This is a genomic window from Pantoea sp. LMR881 (genome assembly GCF_027157825.1).
Taxonomy (GTDB): domain Bacteria; phylum Pseudomonadota; class Gammaproteobacteria; order Enterobacterales; family Enterobacteriaceae; genus Pantoea; species Pantoea haifensis.
In genome coordinates this window covers 678759-697238 of the sequence record NZ_JAPVOK010000002.1, presented here as the reverse complement: position 1 = coordinate 697238, position 18480 = coordinate 678759, and the positions used below count along the sequence as shown (strand labels likewise).

At 51.4% G+C, this 18480-nt stretch carries 10 protein-coding genes, 1 other RNA gene and 6 pseudogenes; 13 read left to right on the top strand and 4 right to left on the bottom strand.

Annotation, left to right across the window (positions count from 1 at the left end):
- The first annotated feature begins 4 nt into the window (after window positions 1-4).
- From pheT to O3W44_RS05020, 9 genes and pseudogenes are all read left to right on the top strand, one after another.
- Entirely contained in the window at window positions 5-2392 is a 2388-nt protein-coding gene (gene pheT, locus O3W44_RS05065) for a phenylalanine--tRNA ligase subunit beta (RefSeq protein ID WP_269292221.1), read from the top strand.
- Between the two features lie 4 nt (window positions 2393-2396).
- Window positions 2397-2699, top strand: coding sequence for an integration host factor subunit alpha (gene ihfA / locus O3W44_RS05060; protein WP_003853259.1), 303 nt, complete (start codon window positions 2397-2399; stop codon window positions 2697-2699).
- A gap of 202 nt (window positions 2700-2901) precedes the next feature.
- On the top strand, window positions 2902-3279 hold the full coding sequence (locus O3W44_RS05055) for a DUF2502 domain-containing protein (RefSeq protein WP_269292220.1): 378 nt from the start codon (window positions 2902-2904) through the stop codon (window positions 3277-3279).
- Window positions 3280-3375: 96 nt separating this feature from the next.
- Window positions 3376-4359 (top strand): annotated as a pseudogene (btuC, locus tag O3W44_RS05050) (vitamin B12 ABC transporter permease BtuC).
- 39 nt (window positions 4360-4398) lie between these two features.
- Window positions 4399-4944 carry a glutathione peroxidase gene (locus tag O3W44_RS05045; protein WP_269292219.1) on the top strand — a complete coding sequence of 182 codons (546 nt, stop codon included), beginning with the start codon at window positions 4399-4401 and terminating at the stop codon, window positions 4942-4944.
- A pseudogene (btuD, locus tag O3W44_RS05040) lies at window positions 4945-5693 on the top strand (vitamin B12 ABC transporter ATP-binding protein BtuD).
- 73 nt (window positions 5694-5766) lie between these two features.
- Complete coding sequence (locus tag O3W44_RS05035; protein WP_269292218.1) at window positions 5767-6225, top strand: NlpC/P60 family protein; 459 nt, start codon at window positions 5767-5769, stop codon at window positions 6223-6225.
- A gap of 294 nt (window positions 6226-6519) precedes the next feature.
- Window positions 6520-7265: pseudogene (locus tag O3W44_RS24660) on the top strand (EAL domain-containing protein).
- Between the two features lie 83 nt (window positions 7266-7348).
- A pseudogene (locus O3W44_RS05020) lies at window positions 7349-8782 on the top strand (protein adenylyltransferase SelO).
- Here the strand turns inward: O3W44_RS05020 and O3W44_RS05015 are convergent.
- Together O3W44_RS05015 and ppsR are read right to left on the bottom strand one after the other, a co-directional pair.
- Complete coding sequence (locus O3W44_RS05015; RefSeq protein WP_269292215.1) at window positions 8783-9829, bottom strand: 3-deoxy-7-phosphoheptulonate synthase; 1047 nt, start codon at window positions 9827-9829, stop codon at window positions 8783-8785.
- Window positions 9830-9978: 149 nt separating this feature from the next.
- Window positions 9979-10806, bottom strand: coding sequence for a posphoenolpyruvate synthetase regulatory kinase/phosphorylase PpsR (gene ppsR / locus O3W44_RS05010; RefSeq protein ID WP_269292214.1), 828 nt, complete (start codon window positions 10804-10806; stop codon window positions 9979-9981).
- Window positions 10807-11261: 455 nt separating this feature from the next.
- Between ppsR and O3W44_RS24945 the strand changes: the two are divergent.
- The 3 genes and pseudogenes from O3W44_RS24945 to O3W44_RS24935 all read left to right on the top strand — a co-directional run.
- Window positions 11262-12244 (top strand): annotated as a pseudogene (locus tag O3W44_RS24945) (PEP/pyruvate-binding domain-containing protein); the annotation flags it as partial.
- 54 nt (window positions 12245-12298) lie between these two features.
- The gene (locus O3W44_RS24940) at window positions 12299-13147 is read left to right on the top strand and encodes a PEP-utilizing enzyme (protein WP_442954660.1); all 849 of its coding nucleotides are present in this window, start codon (window positions 12299-12301) and stop codon (window positions 13145-13147) included.
- Window positions 13069-13647 carry a putative PEP-binding protein gene (locus O3W44_RS24935; protein WP_442954606.1) on the top strand — a complete coding sequence of 193 codons (579 nt, stop codon included), beginning with the start codon at window positions 13069-13071 and terminating at the stop codon, window positions 13645-13647. Before O3W44_RS24940 ends, O3W44_RS24935 begins: the two co-directional genes overlap by 79 nt.
- Window positions 13648-13711: 64 nt before the next feature.
- Here the strand turns inward: O3W44_RS24935 and rprA are convergent.
- Together rprA and ydiK are read right to left on the bottom strand one after the other, a co-directional pair.
- An RNA gene (rprA, locus tag O3W44_RS05000) (antisense sRNA RprA) lies at window positions 13712-13818 on the bottom strand.
- Window positions 13819-14074: 256 nt separating this feature from the next.
- Window positions 14075-15190 carry an AI-2E family transporter YdiK gene (ydiK, locus tag O3W44_RS04995; protein ID WP_269292213.1) on the bottom strand — a complete coding sequence of 372 codons (1116 nt, stop codon included), beginning with the start codon at window positions 15188-15190 and terminating at the stop codon, window positions 14075-14077.
- A 209-nt stretch (window positions 15191-15399) separates the two neighbouring features.
- Between ydiK and ydiJ the strand changes: the two are divergent.
- Window positions 15400-18452, top strand: a pseudogene (gene ydiJ / locus O3W44_RS04990) (D-2-hydroxyglutarate dehydrogenase YdiJ).
- Window positions 18453-18480: the final 28 nt, after the last annotated feature.

Here is an 18480-nt window from a genome sequence, read left to right as displayed (position 1 = left end):
TCCAATGAAATTCAGTGAACTCTGGTTACGCGAATGGGTAAATCCAGCCCTGGACAGTGCTGCGCTGTCTGAGCAAATCACCATGGCCGGTCTGGAAGTTGATGGCATTGATCCGGTTGCCGGTGCGTTTCACGGTGTGGTTGTCGGTGAAGTGGTTGAGTGCGGTCAGCATCCTAACGCCGACAAACTGCGCGTGACCAAAATCAATGTAGGCGGTGAACGTCTGCTGGATATCGTTTGTGGTGCGCCAAACTGCCGCCAGGGCCTGAAAGTGGCAGTGGCGACCGTTGGCGCAGTGCTGCCGGGTGATTTTAAAATCAAGGCAGCAAAACTGCGTGGTGAGCCGTCAGAAGGAATGCTGTGCTCTTTCTCTGAGTTGGGTATTTCTGACGATCACTCCGGCATTATCGAACTGCCAGCGGATGCGCCAGTCGGCACCGATATTCGTGAGTATCTGCAACTTGATGACAACACGATTGAAATCAGCGTAACGCCAAACCGTGCCGACTGTCTGGGCATCATCGGTATCGCCCGCGACGTGGCCGTATTAAACGGTCTGCCGCTTAATGCGCCGGAAATCAAACCGGTTGCCGCAACGATCAACGACACGTTTCCTGTTCGTGTCGATGCGACAGACGCCTGCCCACGCTATTTGGGCCGGGTTGTCAAAGGTGTCAACGTTGGTGCAGCCACGCCATTATGGATGAAAGAGAAGCTGCGTCGCTGCGGCATTCGTTCTATCGATCCGGTGGTGGATATTACCAACTATGTGCTGCTCGAGCTGGGCCAGCCAATGCACGCCTTCGACCTTGATCGTATCGATGGCGGGATTGTGGTGCGCATGGCCAAAGAGGGCGAAACCCTGACGCTGCTGGACGGTAGCGAAGCCAAACTCGCTAACGATACGCTGGTGATCGCCGATCATCACAAAGCTCTGGCAATGGGCGGTATCTTCGGTGGTGAACATTCAGGCGTGAATACAGAAACACAAAACATTCTGTTTGAGTGTGCCTATTTTGATCCGCTGGCGATTACTGGACGCGCACGCCGCCACGGCCTGCATACTGACGCATCGCATCGTTACGAGCGCGGCGTTGACCCGGCGCTGCAACACAAAGCCCTTGAGCGTGCAACGCAACTGCTGCTGGAGATCTGCGGTGGAGAAGCGGGGCCGGTCATTGATCAAACACATCAGGATGCTTTGCCGCCGCAGGCCACGATTACTCTGCGTCGTGAAAAGCTTGATCGTTTGATTGGCCATGTTATCGCCGACGAACAGGTTACAGATATTCTGACGCGTCTGGGCTGCCAGGTCAGCGTAGGTGAGGGCGAATGGAAAGCGACCGCACCTACCTGGCGCTTTGATATGGCAATCGAAGAAGACCTGATTGAAGAAGTTGCACGTGTTTACGGCTACAACAATATTCCTGATGTGCCGGTGCAGGCTGGGCTGATCATGACTCAGCATCGTGAAGCTGATTTGTCGCTGAAACGTGCGAAAAACCTGCTGGTTGATAAAGGCTATCAGGAAGCGATTACGTACAGCTTTGTCGATCCGAAAATTCAGCAATTGCTGCATCCGGGAGAAGAGGCGCTGCTTCTGCCAAGCCCTATCTCCAGCGATATGTCGACCATGCGACTCTCTCTGTGGACCGGTCTGCTGAGCGCGGTGGTGCACAATCAAAACCGTCAGCAGAGCCGTGTGCGTCTGTTTGAAAGCGGTTTGCGCTTTGTACCAGATACACAAGCTGATTTAGGTATCCGTCAGGATCTTATGCTGGCTGGCGTCATCAGCGGTAATCGTTATGAAGAGCATTGGGATCTGGCGCGTCAGACGGTTGACTTCTATGATTTAAAAGGCGATTTAGAATCGCTGCTCGATTTAACCGGCAAAACAGACGAGATCAGCTTCCGTGCTGAAGTGAATCCGGCGCTGCATCCGGGTCAAAGCGCGGCAATTTATTTGCAAGATGAACGAATCGGATTTATCGGAGTGGTTCATCCCGAGCTGGAACGTAAGCTGGATCTTAACGGTCGCACCTTAGTCTTTGAACTGCTTTGGAATAAGGTCGCAGACCGCGTCCTGCCTGACGCGCGCGAGATTTCACGCTTCCCTGCAAACCGTCGTGATATCGCTGTTGTAGTGGCTGAAAATGTCCCTGCAGCAGATATCATTGCGGAGTGTAAGAAAGTTGGCGTAAATCAGGTAGTTGGCGTAAACTTGTTTGACGTGTACCGCGGTAAGGGCGTTTCCGAGGGCTTTAAGAGCCTCGCTATCAGCCTGATTTTGCAGGATACCAGCCGGACACTCGAAGAAGAGGAGATTGCCGCGACCGTTGGCAAATGCGTTGCGGCATTAAAAGAGCGATTCCAGGCAACCTTGAGGGATTGAACCTATGGCGCTTACAAAAGCTGAAATGTCAGAGTACCTGTTTGAAAAACTCGGACTAAGCAAACGCGATGCGAAAGAGTTGGTGGAACTGTTTTTCGAAGAAGTTCGCCGCGCTTTAGAAAATGGGGAACAGGTAAAACTGTCTGGGTTTGGTAATTTCGACCTGCGAGACAAAAACCAGCGTCCAGGCAGAAACCCTAAGACGGGAGAAGATATTCCAATCACTGCGCGTCGCGTAGTGACCTTCCGTCCAGGGCAAAAGCTGAAAAGTCGCGTCGAGAACGCTACACCCAAAGAAACTGACTAATTTCAGTGTTTAAAAAAGGCCGCGTAAGCGGCCTTTTTCATGTCTGTCTGCGGCTGAAGCTGTTATACAGGCTCAACTTTTCTTCACTGTGTCAGGATTGTGTAAGCATCGGGAAAACGACTTGCAAATCAGCACCTGCCGATAGTGACGTATCAAACGCTTTTGATATAACAGCGCCACTACATAACCAGAGGTCAGGCTGATGAAAAAGACAGCTATTTTATTAAGCATCCTGTTAGGCATGCCGCTGCTGGTGAACGCCAGTGTTTCTGTGAATATCAATACACCGGGCGTGTCCATTCATATTGGCGATCGCGATAATCGCGGTTATTACTGGGACGGTTACGACTGGCGAGCACCCACCTGGTGGAAGCAGCATCAGGGGCGTCATGTTGGATTAAAAGGACCACACGGCTACTGGAATGGTAATGGCTGGCAGTCACAACGCCCAGGCAATCATAAGTCCGCGCAAGCTGCACAAAAGCATGACAGCAAGCCGCAACATAGCCAGCCGCAGCAGAAACATGATAATAAAGGTCACGGCAACGGCAACGATCAGCAAATGCCTCTGCATAAATAACGCTGCCCCGGCACCGCAAGGTGCCGCATTACGCGGCTTTCTTTTTTCTACAATCCCACTACAATCAAATCTCTGTTTTCTCAGTCAATCCTGCTTATGTCTCTGCTGGACCAGCTCGCGCGCAAGGCCGATCGCCGTAGCCAAAAATGGTTAATCGGTCTGGGCATTGCACTACTTTCTCTTTTTATTTCTTAGCCTGTGCGCCGGTGACAGCTGGATCACACCCGCACAATGGATGAGCGACAGTGGCCAGCTTTTTGTCTGGCAACTGCGAATGCCGCGCACCCTGGCCGTTATGTTAGTCGGGGCAGCCCTGGCGGTGTGTGGCGTTGTGATGCAGGCGCTGTTTACCAACCCTCTGGCTGAACCGGGGCTGCTGGGCGTGTCGAACGGGGCCGGTATCGGCCTGGTGCTTGGGGTGCTGCTTGGCAGCGGTTCGCTATGGAGCCTCAGTCTGGCGGCCATGGCCGGTGCGCTGCTCATCACGTTAATTCTGCTGCATTTTGCTCACCGGCAGCTTTCAGTTACGCGCCTGTTGTTGACGGGCGTGGCACTCGGCATTATTTGCAGTGCCGTTATGACCTGGGCTGTTTATTTCAGTACCAGCCTCGATCTGCGCCAGCTAATGTACTGGATGATGGGGGCTTTAGCGGCATTGACTGGCGCTATGGTTGGATGATGCTGGCCATGCTTCCGGTCACTCTGCTGCTGATGCAATCGGCGCGCGTACTCAATCAGCTGGCGCTGGGGGAAACCTCTGCGCGTCAGCTCGGCCTGTCGCTGTTTTTCTGGCGCAACCTTTTTGTGCTGGCGATGGGGTGGCTGGTGGGTATCAGCGTCGCGATGGCGGGCGCTATCGGTTTTGTCGGTTTGGTTATCCCCCATCTGTTGCGCCTGAGTGGATTGAGCGATCATCGTTATTTATTACCCGCTTCGGCGCTCGCAGGTGCGGGGGTGCTGCTCGGTGCTGACATCATTGCCCGCCTGGCGCTGACCTCGGCTGAATTGCCAATTGGGGTAGTAACTGCCACGCTGGGCGCACCGTTATTCATTGCGTTATTAGTAAAATCTTCGCGCTAGCTGCGGCTGGCTTTAATGCATTAACAACAGGAATTCGTTATGAGCATTTATCAAACTGAACTGGTTACGCTGGATGGGGAAAAAACCACGCTATCACAGTGGCAGGGAAAGGTGCTGCTGGTCGTCAACGTCGCGTCAAAATGTGGGTTAACGCCGCAGTATGAAGAGCTGGAGAACCTACAAAAAGCCTGGCAAGAGCACGGTTTCAGCGTCCTGGGCTTCCCTTGTAATCAGTTTCTGGAGCAAGAGCCGGGCAGCAACGAAGAGATCAAAACATTTTGCAGCACCACCTATGGCGTGACCTTTCCAGTGTTTAGCAAAACTGAGGTCAACGGTGCCGAACGTCATCCCCTCTATACGCAACTGGTCGCGGCGCAACCAGAAGCGGTGCGTCCTGAAAGCAGCGGTTTTTATGAGCGGCAGGTGAGCAAAGGGCGTGCACCCAAGGTGCCTGGCGATATTTTGTGGAACTTCGAAAAATTCCTTATCGATCGTCAGGGCAATATTGTGCAACGTTTCGCACCCGACATGACGCCGGAAGATCCGATTATCCTGGAAAGCATTAAAGTGGCACTGGCAAAATAGATGCTATTGCAATTAAAAGACGCAGCCGTTCCCGGACGGCTGTGGCCTTTACTGCCGGACTTGCCGCCGGGCAACGAGTGCATATTGTTGGTCCTAACGGGGCCGGAAAAAGCACTTTGCTGAGCCTGTTAGCCGGGTTGCAAAGCAGCGAAGGCGAGGTGATTTTATCAGGCACACCACTTTCGCTCTGGCGCGGTCCGGCGTTAGCGCGTGTACGTGCCTGGCTGCCGCAACAGCAGCCTGCACTGAGCCTAATGCCGGTATATCATTATTTGCGACTCCACCTGCATGCCAATATGCCTGGCGCCGATCAGCGGCTGGGTACGCTGCTGGAGAAATTGCAATTACACGACAAGCTCACCCGGCCATTAACCCAGCTTTCTGGCGGCGAATGGCAACGTGTGCGGCTGGCTGCGGTATTTGCGCAAATTGATCGGCAGATTAATGGGCAAGGGCAAATATTAATTTTAGATGAGCCGATGACCGCTCTCGATATTGCGCAACAAAAAGCAATAGACGATCTGATTACTGAACAGTGTGCATCGGGCCTTTGTGTGGTTGCCAGCAGCCACGATCTTAATCACAGCTTACTGCATGCCGATATAGCCTGGCTTTTATACCGTGGTAAGGTTGTTGCGCAAGGTGAACCCTCAGGGGTACTGACAGCGGATCGCTTATCCTCGCTGTACCACATCAGGTTTCGTCAGTTGGAGCTGGAAGGACGGACTTTATTAACCGTGATGCCCTAATGCGGCTGGCTTGCCACGCGCAGCGGTTTCCCGTTACATTAACGCGGTTGCAACTTAATAAGGATATGCTGCGATGCGGATGGGCTTGCTGATTCTGGTCTTGCTGTTGGCGGGATGTAGCCATCATTCGCCGCCTGTCAATGGGCGTCTCTCCGATTCAATCACCGTTATTGCGCAACTTAATGATCAACTGGGCAACTGGCGAGGCACACCGTATCGCTATGGGGGCATGAGTCGTCGTGGCGTTGATTGCTCTGGCTTTGTCTATCTTACCTTCCGCGATAAATTTGATTTGCAGTTGCCCCGGACAACGCTGGCACAAAGCGATATCGGAACGCGCATCAGTAAAGATGACCTGTTACCGGGCGATCTGGTGTTCTTCAAAACCGGTAGCGGTGAGAATGGGTTGCATGTCGGCATTTACGATACCGATAATGCGTTCATTCATGCCTCTACCAGCCAGGGCGTGATCCGATCGTCGCTAGATAATGTCTATTGGCGAAAAGTCTTCTGGCAGGCAAGACGGATTTAACAATGTGAATATACTGTTGCTTAAGTCCAATTTAAATCAGAAAAATCCTCACGTTTAAACTCTTATTTTAAATGGTACTTTACCTGAAACGATTTTAATTATAACAATAACCCTACATTTAAATTTCAGGATTGCTGAAATTGCTTTTCACTATATTTGGCTTAAGGATTCCATTCATACGGCAAACGGCAATGGAAGCATAAAGATATCCATCACTTCCATCGTTTGATACTATTGCCTGGTTGATTTCAATCATATACGATGCGTTAATCGCCGTGTCTTCTGGCTACCGAAATGAAAATTCACTTAAGTGCCGACTATCAGTCGGAAATTTGGTTTTATCCTGCCTATACAATGAATGGGCAGTTAACCGCTGTAGAACTGGTGAGTCAGTTCGTTCATGAAAGTGCGCCAATTACGCTGCCGCAGGATTTGCTGTTGCCACAGCTAAGTGATGCTCAGCAGCTGCGCCTGTTACAAAGCCAAATTGCACTGCTGGAGCAGAACTACGCTTTTTTGCTCAACATAATGTTAAAGCGTCGATGCGCATCGATCATAATATGTCGGTTACCCTACTTGAAAGTGAGTTTTTGACGCGCAAAGTAAAACAGCTGCCTTTTTTACTGCTGGATATCAGTGAAACGTTTCCGCAACTCTCCCAGGGGATTAATAATCCCTTACTGGCCTCTCTTAAGCATGAATTCAAATTATCGCTTTCACAATTTGGGGCAGGGAAGTCACCTTCCAATGCGATATATGATAATTTATTTACCTGTATCAAACTTGATAAACAATTTGTTCACTCGCTGGCAAAGCGCGCATCGTTCCAACCCTTTATTCAAAGTATCGTCGATAATTTCCATTCACACTGTGAGCAGATGATTATTTGCGGAATCGATGACGATCTTATGTTGAATAAAATCGCCTTTTTGCCCGGTTTACATATTCAGGGCGCATTATTTCCAGTGGTTAAATCCGATGCGCTTGATAGCTTGATCTGCGCTGACAGTTGCGCTCCGCCTTCATTACACCCGCATTAATGCTTTCTGTCCTGTCTCTGTTTTCAGCGTTACACTAAAAGTTTTACAACGACGGCATGTACCCTCGCCGCTCGGGAGAAACGATGCAATTTGAAAACAGTTGGTTTCATGAACTGCAAGGCAGCTACACCGCACTTAACCCTACGCCACTGGCGGGCGGTCGTCTGCTGTATCATAACGCGCCTTTAGCGGCCTCTATGGGAGTCGATGAAAATCTGTTTCAGGGAGAAGGCCATGGCGTCTGGCATGGCGCGGACCTGTTGCCGGGTATGCAGCCCCTGGCGCAGGTTTACAGCGGTCATCAGTTTGGCGTCTGGGCTGGACAGCTTGGTGACGGCCGCGGCATTTTACTGGGTGAACAACGCCTGGCTGATGGCGGCAAGCTTGACTGGCATTTAAAGGCGCTGGGCTAACGCCTTATTCACGTATGGGTGACGGGCGAGCCGTTATTCGTTCGACGGTACGTGAGTTTCTGGCCTCTGAAGCGTTGCATCATCTTGGTATTCCCACGACGCGTGCGCTCACCATAGCGATTGGCGATGAACCAGTGCGCCGTGAAACCACCGAGCGCGGCGCAATGCTGATGCGCATTGCGGAAAGCCATCTTCGCTTTGGTCACTTTGAACATTTTTTTACAGTAATCAGCAAGACAAAGTGACCTTGCTGGCAGATTACGCTATTCGCCATCACTGGCCCCAGTGGGCCGATGAGAGCGATCGCTATCTGTTGTGGTTCACTGACATCGTGATGCGCACCGCGCGTTTAATTGCGCAATGGCAAAGCACAGGTTTTGCGCATGGTGTGATGAATACCGATAACATGTCAATTCTGGGCCTGACGCTGGACTACGGCCCGTTTGGCTTCCTTGATGACTATCAACCAGACTTTATCTGTAATCACAGCGATTATCAGGGGCGCTACAGCTTCGAAAACCAGCCGATGATCGGGCTGTGGAATCTTAATCGTCTCGCGCATGCACTATCGGGCTTGCTTACCACGGATCAGCTTAAACAGGCACTGAGCCATTATGAGCCAGAGCTCATGCGTGAATGGGGTCAGCGCATGCGCGCAAAACTGGGTTTGTTTACCGCTCAGGACGAAGACAATGAGATTCTGTCCGGCCTGCTTACGCTGATGGAGAAAGAGCACAGCGATTATACTCTGACGTTTCGCCTGCTGAGTAATACGCAACAAAACGAGGTGCGCTCACCGTTGCGTGATGAGTTCATTGATCGCGATGCCTTCGACAACTGGTATACGCGCTACCGTGACCGTCTGCTGAAGGAAAACATGCGTGATGAAACGCGCCAGGCGCAGATGAAAACCGCCAATCCGGCGCTGGTATTGCGCAACTATCTGGCGCAACAGGTGATTGAAGAGGCAGAACGGGGCGAAACTGAGGCGCTGGCGCGGTTACATCATGCGTTACAGCAACCTTTCAGTGACGAAACGGCCGCTGAATATCGTCAGCGGCCGCCAGACTGGGGAAAACCCTGGAAGTTAGCTGCTCCAGCTAATTAAAACCGATGTGAAACAGCCTCGGCGAGCAGGGCCAGCACCGCTTCGCTGTCCTGCCAGCTGAGGCAAGGATCGGTAATCGACTGACCATAAACCAGCGGTTTTCCACTGACGACTTTTTGATTGCCTTCTTCGATGAAGCTCTCAATCATCACGCCCGCAACCGCACGCGAACCCGCCTGAATCTGTTGCGCAATATCCATCGCCACGTCGCGCTGCCGACGATGCTGCTTCAGGCAATTACCGTGGCTGAAGTCGATCACCATCTGCTCTGGCAGATTAAATTCACGCAGACTGGCCGCTGCTTCGGCAACATCACTGGCGTGATAGTTCGGCTGTTTACCGCCGCGTAAAATAACGTGTCCATGTGGGTTGCCACTGGTTTGATAAATCGTCATTTGCGCGTGTTTATCGGGCGATAAAAACATATGGCTGACGCGCGCGGCGCGAATGGCATCCACAGCAATACGGACATTGCCATCGGTGCCATTTTTAAAACCGACCGGGCAAGAGAGGGCAGACGCCATTTCGCGGTGAATCTGGCTTTCCGTCGTGCGTGCTCCGATTGCGCCCCAGCTGATGAGATCGGCAATAAACTGCCCGATCACCATATCAAGAAACTCGGTGGCGGTTGGCATGCCGGTGGCATTGATATCAATAAGCAATTTTCGGGCAATACCGATGCCGCGATTGACATCAAAGCTGCCGTCCAGATCGGGATCGGAAATCAGTCCCTTCCAGCCGACAACGGTACGCGGCTTTTCAAAATAGGTGCGCATGACGATTTCCAGGCGATCCTGATACCGCTCACGCAGTACATTCAGGCGTTGCGCATAATCCAGAGCCGCCTGGGGATCGTGCAAAGAGCAGGGGCCAATGATTACCAGCAGGCGCGGATCTTCGCCGGAAAGAATACGGGCGATACGCTTGCGCGCCGCAATCACATTTTCGGCAATGGCGGCAGAAATGGGATATTCTGCCGCCAGCATAGCAGGCGTAATCAGGCTGCCAATGCGCGCCGTACGCAGTTCGTCTGTTTTATTCATGAGTGTCTCGAAAGCTGTTCTTCGCAACGGTGAAATACCGGGAAGTGATGATGGTCACAATAAACCATTAGCTTGCGAATACAACCCGGTATGCAGAAAACGAGAAAATATCAACGGCAGCCACGGTTTACATCATAATCAGTGGGGAATTAATACATTCTGCGCGTCAGCCCCATGATGTCGAGAATCTTAGTGGCAATCTCTTCTACCGAATAGTTGGTACTGTTGAGATAGCGTATTTGATGGGTGCGGAACAAGGCTTCAACTTCACCCACTTCCATTCGGCACTGGCGCATTGATGCGTAACGGGTATTTTCCGCACGCTCCTGCCGAATAGCCGCCAGGCGTTCTGGATCGATAGTCAGGCCAAACAACTTATGTTGGTGCTGGCGCAGCGCGGGCGGTAGCTTCAGGTTATCCATATCATCGGCGATAAACGGATAGTTAGCGGCGCGGATACCAAACTGCATAGCCAGATAAAGGCTGGTGGGCGTTTTGCCACAGCGCGATACGCCCAGCAGAATCACCTGGGCATCTTCTAAACCGCGCAGTGAGATACCATCATCGTGCGCCAGCGTGTAATCGATAGCGGCAATACGCGCATCATATTTTCCCAGATTACTGGCATCCAGACCGTGGGTGCGATGCGCGACCGGGGCCGGTGATAAACCCAGCTCCTGCTGTAAAGGCGCAACCAGCGCCTGAACGATGTCCTGACAGAACCCTTCACTCTGGACAATGATGTCACGTACTTCGGGCGTTACGATGGAAAAAAACACCAGTGGACGAATGCCGCTTTGCTGATAAATAGCATTGATCTGGGCTTTAACGGCCTGAGCGCGCTGTACATTTTCAACAAAAGGCAGCGTGACACTATTGGCGTTGACCGGAAACTGCGACAGCACGGCATGACCCAGTACTTCGGCGGTGATTGCCGTGCCGTCTGAAATATAAAATACGCTTCTGTCAGTACTCATGATAGATACCTGCCTCTGGCGGAGGGATGTAGGGAGATAGGATGATGATATAAGTTAAAATAAAATGAAAAATCCATATTACATCTTTATGAATGTTTTATTTTCTGAATAATTCACTGCAAATTTCCTCTTTCAATTATTGAAATGCCGTTTCTTTCTTTATAAATTTTTGCTCCAACCCAATATGAAGCGCAAATAAGGCTGGTTTTAGTTGCGCAACGGAAAAAGTGCTGTAAGTGGCTGAAATCGGTTCAAATTCATTTCCATCAATCATTTAGCAATAAATAAGCAGTTTGCGCAACATCCAGCAATAACAGGTACAAATCCGAAATTAAGAATTATCATCAGCTTTAACGATTCAACACTTAGTCTTTATTTGGGCAATGTGCCAGGCTGTTTTGGCAAATTGCAACAAGATGTTCCATGTGCCCACTCATTTTTAAAGGATAAGCTCAATGTCCAATAAAGGCGAACAGCCGCTAGTGCTCTGGTATAACCAGCTAGGCATGCATGATGTTGATCGGGTGGGAGGCAAAAATGCCTCTCTGGGTGAAATGATTACCAACTTGTCGTCGCTGGGTGTATCTGTCCCTAATGGTTATGCGACCACATCTTATGCATTTAATCAGTTTCTCGATCAAAGCGGGCTGAACCAGCGTATCTATGAACTGCTGGACAAGACCGATATTGATGATGTTGACGAACTGGCGAAAGCCGGTAAGCAGATTCGTCAATGGGTGGTGGATACGCCATTCCAGCCGGAACTGGAAGCCGCCATTCTGGAAGCCTACCAGCAGCTCTCAGCAGACGATGCAGAAGCCTCTTTTGCCGTGCGCTCTTCAGCCACCGCAGAGGATATGCCGGACGCCTCATTTGCAGGTCAGCAGGAAACCTTTCTTAACGTACAAGGCATTGATGCGGTCATGATTGCGGTCAAGCATGTTTATGCTTCGCTGTTTAACGACCGAGCCATCTCTTATCGCGTACATCAGGGCTACGATCATCGTGGCGTGGCCTTGTCAGCAGGTATCCAGCGCATGGTGCGTTCGGATCTGGCTTCATCTGGCGTCATGTTTACCATTGATACCGAATCGGGCTTTGATCAGGTGGTGTTTATCACTGCGGCGTTAGGTCTGGGCGAAATGGTAGTGCAGGGTGCCGTTAACCCGGATGAATTTTATGTCCACAAGCCAACCCTGGCGGCAGGGCGTCCCGCTATTGTACGACGCAATATGGGCTCAAAAAAGTGCGCATGGTATACGCTGACTCGCTGGAGCATGGTGAGCAAGTGCGCATTGAAGATGTCCCTGAAGCTGAACGCGATCGCTTCTGCTTAAGCGATGACGAAGTGCAGGCGCTGGCAAATCAAGCGGTGCTGATTGAGCAACACTACAAACGCCCAATGGACATTGAGTGGGCGAAAGATGGTCACACCGGTAAATTATTTATCGTGCAGGCGCGTCCTGAAACCGTGCGCTCTAACGGACAGGTGATGGAACGCTATACGCTGCAGGGTAAAGGCCAGGTTGTAGTAGAAGGCCGCGCAATTGGTCATCGTATCGGTGCGGGTGAAGTCAAAGTTATTCATGATATCAGCGAGATGAACCGCATTGAGAAAGGTGATGTGCTGGTAACCGACATGACCGACCCTGACTGGGAACCGATCATGAAGAAAGCGTCCGCTATTGTGACCAATCGCGGTGGACGAACCTGCCATGCTGCCATTATCGCGCGTGAACTGGGCATCCCAGCCGTGGTGGGGTGTGGTGATGCAACCGATCGCTTAAAAGAGGGTCATAAAGTCACTGTCTCCTGTGCAGAAGGTGATACCGGTTATGTCTATGACAATCTGATCGATTTTGACATCACCAGTTCGCAGGTCGATAAGATGCCTGATCTGCCGTTGAAGATTATGATGAACGTTGGCAACCCCGATCGCGCCTTTGATTTCGCCTGTTTGCCCAACGAAGGCGTAGGTCTGGCACGTCTGGAATTCATCATTAACCGTATGATTGGCGTCCACCCAAAAGCGTTACTGGAATTCGACCAGCAAACCCCCGAGCTACAACAGCAAATTCGTCAGATGATGAAGGGTTTTGACGATCCGGTGGAGTTTTACGTTGCGCGCCTTACTGAAGGCATTGCGACGCTTGGCGCAGCCTTTGCACCGAAACGGGTAATTGTGCGTCTTTCTGACTTTAAATCGAACGAGTATGCCAACCTGGTGGGGGCGAACGTTATGAGCCGGAAGAAGAAAACCCTATGCTCGGCTTCCGTGGTGCGGGTCGCTATGTTGCCGATAGCTTCCGTGACTGTTTCGCGCTGGAATGCAAAGCGGTAAAACGTGTGCGCAATGAGATGGGCCTCACTAACGTTGAAATCATGGTTCCGTTTGTTCGTACCGTTGAACAGGCTGAAGCGGTGGTTGAAGAGTTAGCGCGTCAGGGACTGAAGCGCGGAGAGGATGGCTTAAAAGTTATCATGATGTGTGAAATCCCTTCTAACGCTTTGCTGGCGGATCAGTTCCTGCAACACTTTGATGGCTTCTCTATTGGCTCAAATGATATGACGCAACTTGCGCTGGGACTGGACCGCGATTCAGGCGTCGTCTCTGCACTGTTTGATGAGCGTAATGAGGCGGTCAAGGCGCTGCTTTCCATGGCAATCCAGGCGGCAAAAAAGCAGGGGAAATATGTCGGTATTTGCGGTCAGGGGCCGTCAGATCATCAGGACTTTGCGGCCTGGTTGATGGAAGAGGGCATTGACAGCCTGTCGCTAAATCCTGATACCGTGGTTGAGACCTGGTTAAGCCTGGCGAAGCTGAATACCGCTTCTGATTAAAGGATTAATCTCACGTAAAAGGCCAGCACTGCTGGCCTTTTTTAATTTAGCTGGGATTACAAAGGCAAAAAAAAGCCCATCACAGGGGATGGGCAAAGACTACACACAGCAATTCTTTTCTTACTCAGGGGAAAAGGTTGTTTGTAAATCAGTGGTTTGATTCAAAACTTAATAATCATGTTATTCACCTGGCTCGCTGGCGTCTTTAAGAATCCTCTTATTAGTTTAAAGCCAATAATCTTTTGTCACGTTTTTATGTCCGCCAGAGGGAGGAAACTGTGCATAAAGTAATCTTTTTTAAGCGTGAACGGCCTTTTTTAGCCTGAAAGTGGCTTTTTTCTTAAAATTCGCTTATGAAAAATAATATTAACGTGACGAAAAGAATCAAGGCAGTTAACTACCATTAACCGCCTTAATCATTGCAGGGTTATAACGTAGGGTGTTCTTCGTCGTGATCAGCGAGTTCTTCCACAACCGTTAGCGGGTCATCACTGGGCGCGGGCGCTTCATGTACCCAGACTGAAACCAGCCGGTAAGAAACAGCCAGCACAACCGGGCCAATAAACAACCCGATCATACCAAAGGCAATCAGCCCGCCAATAACGCCGGAAAGGATAAGTATCATTGGCAAATCAGCGCCCATACGAATTAACACCGGGCGCAGCACATTATCCAGGGTGCCAACAACGCAACTCCATACCAGTAAAACGGTGCCCCATGTGGTGTCGCCACTCCAGTAGAGATAGATAATGGCAGGCACCAGCACCGGCAACGGCCCCAGTTGCACCAGGCAGCAGAGTATCATTAACACCGTTAATAGCGTGGCGTAAGGGATGCCGGAAATAGCCAGGCCGATTCCTCCCAGGACGGCCTGAACGAGGGCGGTAACCACCACGCCTAAGGCCACTGCGCGTATTGCCTGACCCGCCAGTAACACCGCAGCATCACCACGACGACCCGCCATACGAAATGCGAAGTGGCGGATGCCATGTGCCGCTTGTTCACCACGCCAGTAAAGCAATACGCTGAATAGCAGCATCACCGCAAGATGGATCATGAAGCGGCCAAAATGACCGGCCTGCGCAACAAAGAAGCCGGTTGTCCGTCCTACATAGGGCTGTAGCTTAGCCATGATTGCCGCGCCGCCTCCCGCTACCAGTTTTTGATAGCTGGCATAAAGCTTTTCGCCCACCATTGGCACATCATTCAGCCAGATTAGTTCAGGCAGCATGTGGCCTTGTGTCGCCCAGGCAATCACTGGCGCACTGTTATCTATCAAACTGTTTACCAGCAGGGCGATAGGAATAATAAACAGCAGCAGCAAAATAAGCGTCATCGCAATAACGGCCAGTGAACGGCGTCCCCACAGCCAGTGCTGAATCTTTAACATCAGTGGCCAGGTGGCAATGACCACCATACTGGCCCAGGCAAAACCAAGAATGAACGGTTGAACCACCCATAAACAGGCGATGATCAATAATAAGATAAACATTAAGGTGAACAGTATCTGCGGTAGATCCATGTCCCGGTACAGGCTTTTCATAAAGAGTGATGACCTCGTTTGAATCCTTCAAATTCGGGCTTTTCGCGCCCGGTTTAATCATGAGCTATTTAAAGGCGTTTAAACAGAGTGGGGAGGGAAGGAATTTACCTTTCCTGAAAAAACGGCAGCCGCTTAAAAAATGTGATAAAACGGGGGATTAATGCAAATAACACAGACGCAAACGTTTACAACATCTCGGTCTCACACTCATGATCCCACAGATTTCACAAGCGCCAGGCCTTGTTCAACTGGTGCTGACATTCCTTGAGTCGCTTAAAGAGCAAGGCTTTACTGGCGACACAGCGACCAGCTATGCCGATCGTCTTTCACTCTCAACGGATAACAGTATTTACCAACTGTTACCCGATGCTGTGCTGTTTCCCCGTTCTACTGCTGATGTGGCGCTGATTGCCCGGGTAGCGGGTGAGGCGCGTTTTTCCACGCTGGTGTTTACACCACGCGGCGGCGGCACCGGTACCAATGGGCAGTCACTTAATCAGGGCATCATTGTTGATATGTCGCGCTACATGAACCGTATTCTGGAGATTAATCCTGAGCAGGGATGGGTGCGCGTCGAAGCAGGTGTGATAAAAGATCAGCTTAATGCTTACCTGAAGCCGTTTGGATTCTTTTTTTCACCTGAATTATCCACCAGTAACCGTGCAACGCTTGGCGGCATGATCAATACCGATGCGTCAGGTCAGGGTTCGCTGGTATATGGAAAAACCTCGGATCACGTATTAGGTTTGCGCGCGGTACTTCTTGGTGGTGATATTTTAGACACCCGACCGATGGCAACGGCGCTGGCAGAAACCTTAGCTCAGGCACAAACCCCGGAAGGCCGAATCTATCAACAGGTCATAGAACGCTGCCGGGAGCAACGTGCATTAATTCTGGAAAAATTTCCTAAACTGAACCGTTTTCTGACCGGATACGATCTGCGTCACGTCTTCAGTGATGATATGCAGACATTCGATCTGACGCGCCTGCTGTGCGGCGCAGAAGGCACGCTGGCCTTTATTACAGAAGCGCGGCTCGATATTACGCCGATCCCAAAAGTGCGGCGTCTGGTTAACATTAAGTATGATTCCTTTGACTCTGCGCTGCGCAATGCGCCTTTTATGGTCGAGGCGCAAGCCCTGTCGGTAGAAACCGTTGATTCAAAGGTATTAAACCTGGCGCGTGAAGATATCGTCTGGCATTCCGTCAAGGCGCTGATCACCGACGTACCCGACAAAGATATGCAAGGCCTGAATATCGTAGAGTTTGCGGGCGATAATGCTGAACTGATTGAAAGGCAAATCAGCAGCCTGTGTGAGCGGCTGGATGGACTCATGACGCAGCAGCAAGGTGGTGTGATCGGTTATCAGCTCTGTAACGAGCTCAGCGGTATTGAGCGCATTTACAACATGCGTAAAAAAGCAGTGGGATTACTGGGCAATGCCAAAGGCCGGGCCAAACCGATTCCTTTTGTGGAAGATACCGCCGTTCCGCCGGAGCACCTCGCCGATTACATCGTGGCGTTTCGCGCGTTGTTAGACAGTCACGGCCTGAGCTACGGCATGTTTGGACACGTGGATGCGGGTGTATTGCACGTGCGACCGGCGCTGGACATGTGTGACCCGCAGCAGGAGATGTTGATGAAGCAGATCTCCGACGAAGTGGTGGCGTTGACGGCACGCTATGGCGGCCTGCTGTGGGGTGAACACGGTAAAGGTTTCCGTGCCCAGTACAGCCCGGAATTTTTTGGCGAAACGCTGTTTAACGAGTTGCGTCGTATTAAATCCGCGTTCGATCCACACAACAGACTCAATCCCGGAAAAATCTGTACTCCGTTCGACAGCCACGACGAGATGATGCAGGTAAGTGCCGTGACACGCGGCGCTTATGATCGGCAAATTCCCCTCACGGTGCGAAACGACTGGCGCGGAGCGATGGAGTGTAACGGTAACGGCTTATGCTTTAACTTCGATGCGCGCAGCCCGATGTGTCCGTCGATGAAAATCACCCGTAACCGCATTCATTCGCCAAAGGGACGTGCCACGCTGACGCGTGAATGGCTGCGCCTGCTGGCGGAGCAGGGGTGGACCCACTGGTGCTGGAGAAGCAGCTGCCAGAGAATCGTCTTTCACTGCGCGCCTTGATTAGCCGCACGCGTAATAGCTGGCATGCTAACAAAGGCGAGTACGACTTTTCGCACGAGGTGAAAGAAGCGATGTCAGGTTGCCTGGCCTGTAAGGCATGTTCAACCCAGTGCCCAATCAAGATTGACGTCCCGAATTTTCGTTCGCGCTTCCTGCAGCTTTACCACACGCGTTATCTGCGCCCTGTGAGCGATCATCTGGTGGCTGCGGTAGAAAGCTATGCGCCTCTGATGGCAAAGGCACCGAAGACCTTTAACTTCTTTCTTCAGCAGCCGTGGATGCGTGAGATGAGCAAAACCCATATCGGCATGGTCGATCTGCCGCTGCTCTCTGCACCGACTCTTAAGCAGCAGCTCAGTGGTCATCCGGCGATGAATATGACGCTTGCGCAGCTGGAGACGCTGAATGAGGCTCAGCGCGCAAATTGCGTGCTGGTGGTGCAGGATCCTTTTACCAGCTTTTATGAGGCGAAACTGGTCAGCGATTTTGTCAAACTGATTGAGAAACTCGGCTATCGCCCAGTGCTGTTGCCATTCTCGCCTAATGGCAAAGCGCAACACGTCAAAGGCTTCCTGCAACGCTTTGCGCGTACCGCCAGCAAAACCGCCGATTTCCTTAATCGGATAGCGAAACTCGGGATGCCTATGGTGGGTGTCGATCCCGCGACTGTGCTCTGTTATCGCGATGAATATCGTCAGACACTGGGCGAAGCACGCGGTGATTTCCATGTGCAACTGGTGCATGAGTGGTTACAAACGGTGGTTGCAGAGCGCGCGGTGCAAAACGCGAGTGGCGAAGCCTGGTATCTGTTTGCGCACTGCACAGAAGTGACCGCGCTGCCCTCAACGCCTGAGCAGTGGCGGGATATTTTCTCGCGCTTTGGTGCGAAACTGGAAAATATTAACGTGGGCTGCTGCGGCATGGCGGGCACTTACGGCCACGAAAGCAAAAATCTCGATAACTCGCTGGGAATTTATGGACTTTCCTGGCATCCGCAATTGCAAAAGCTGCCACGGCAACGCTGCCTGGCGACCGGCTACTCCTGTCGCAGCCAGGTTAAACGTGTTGAAGGCAATGGGATGCGCCATCCTCTTCAGGCGCTGCTGGAAATGGTGTAAAATATTACCCGCGACGTTATGGTGCGGC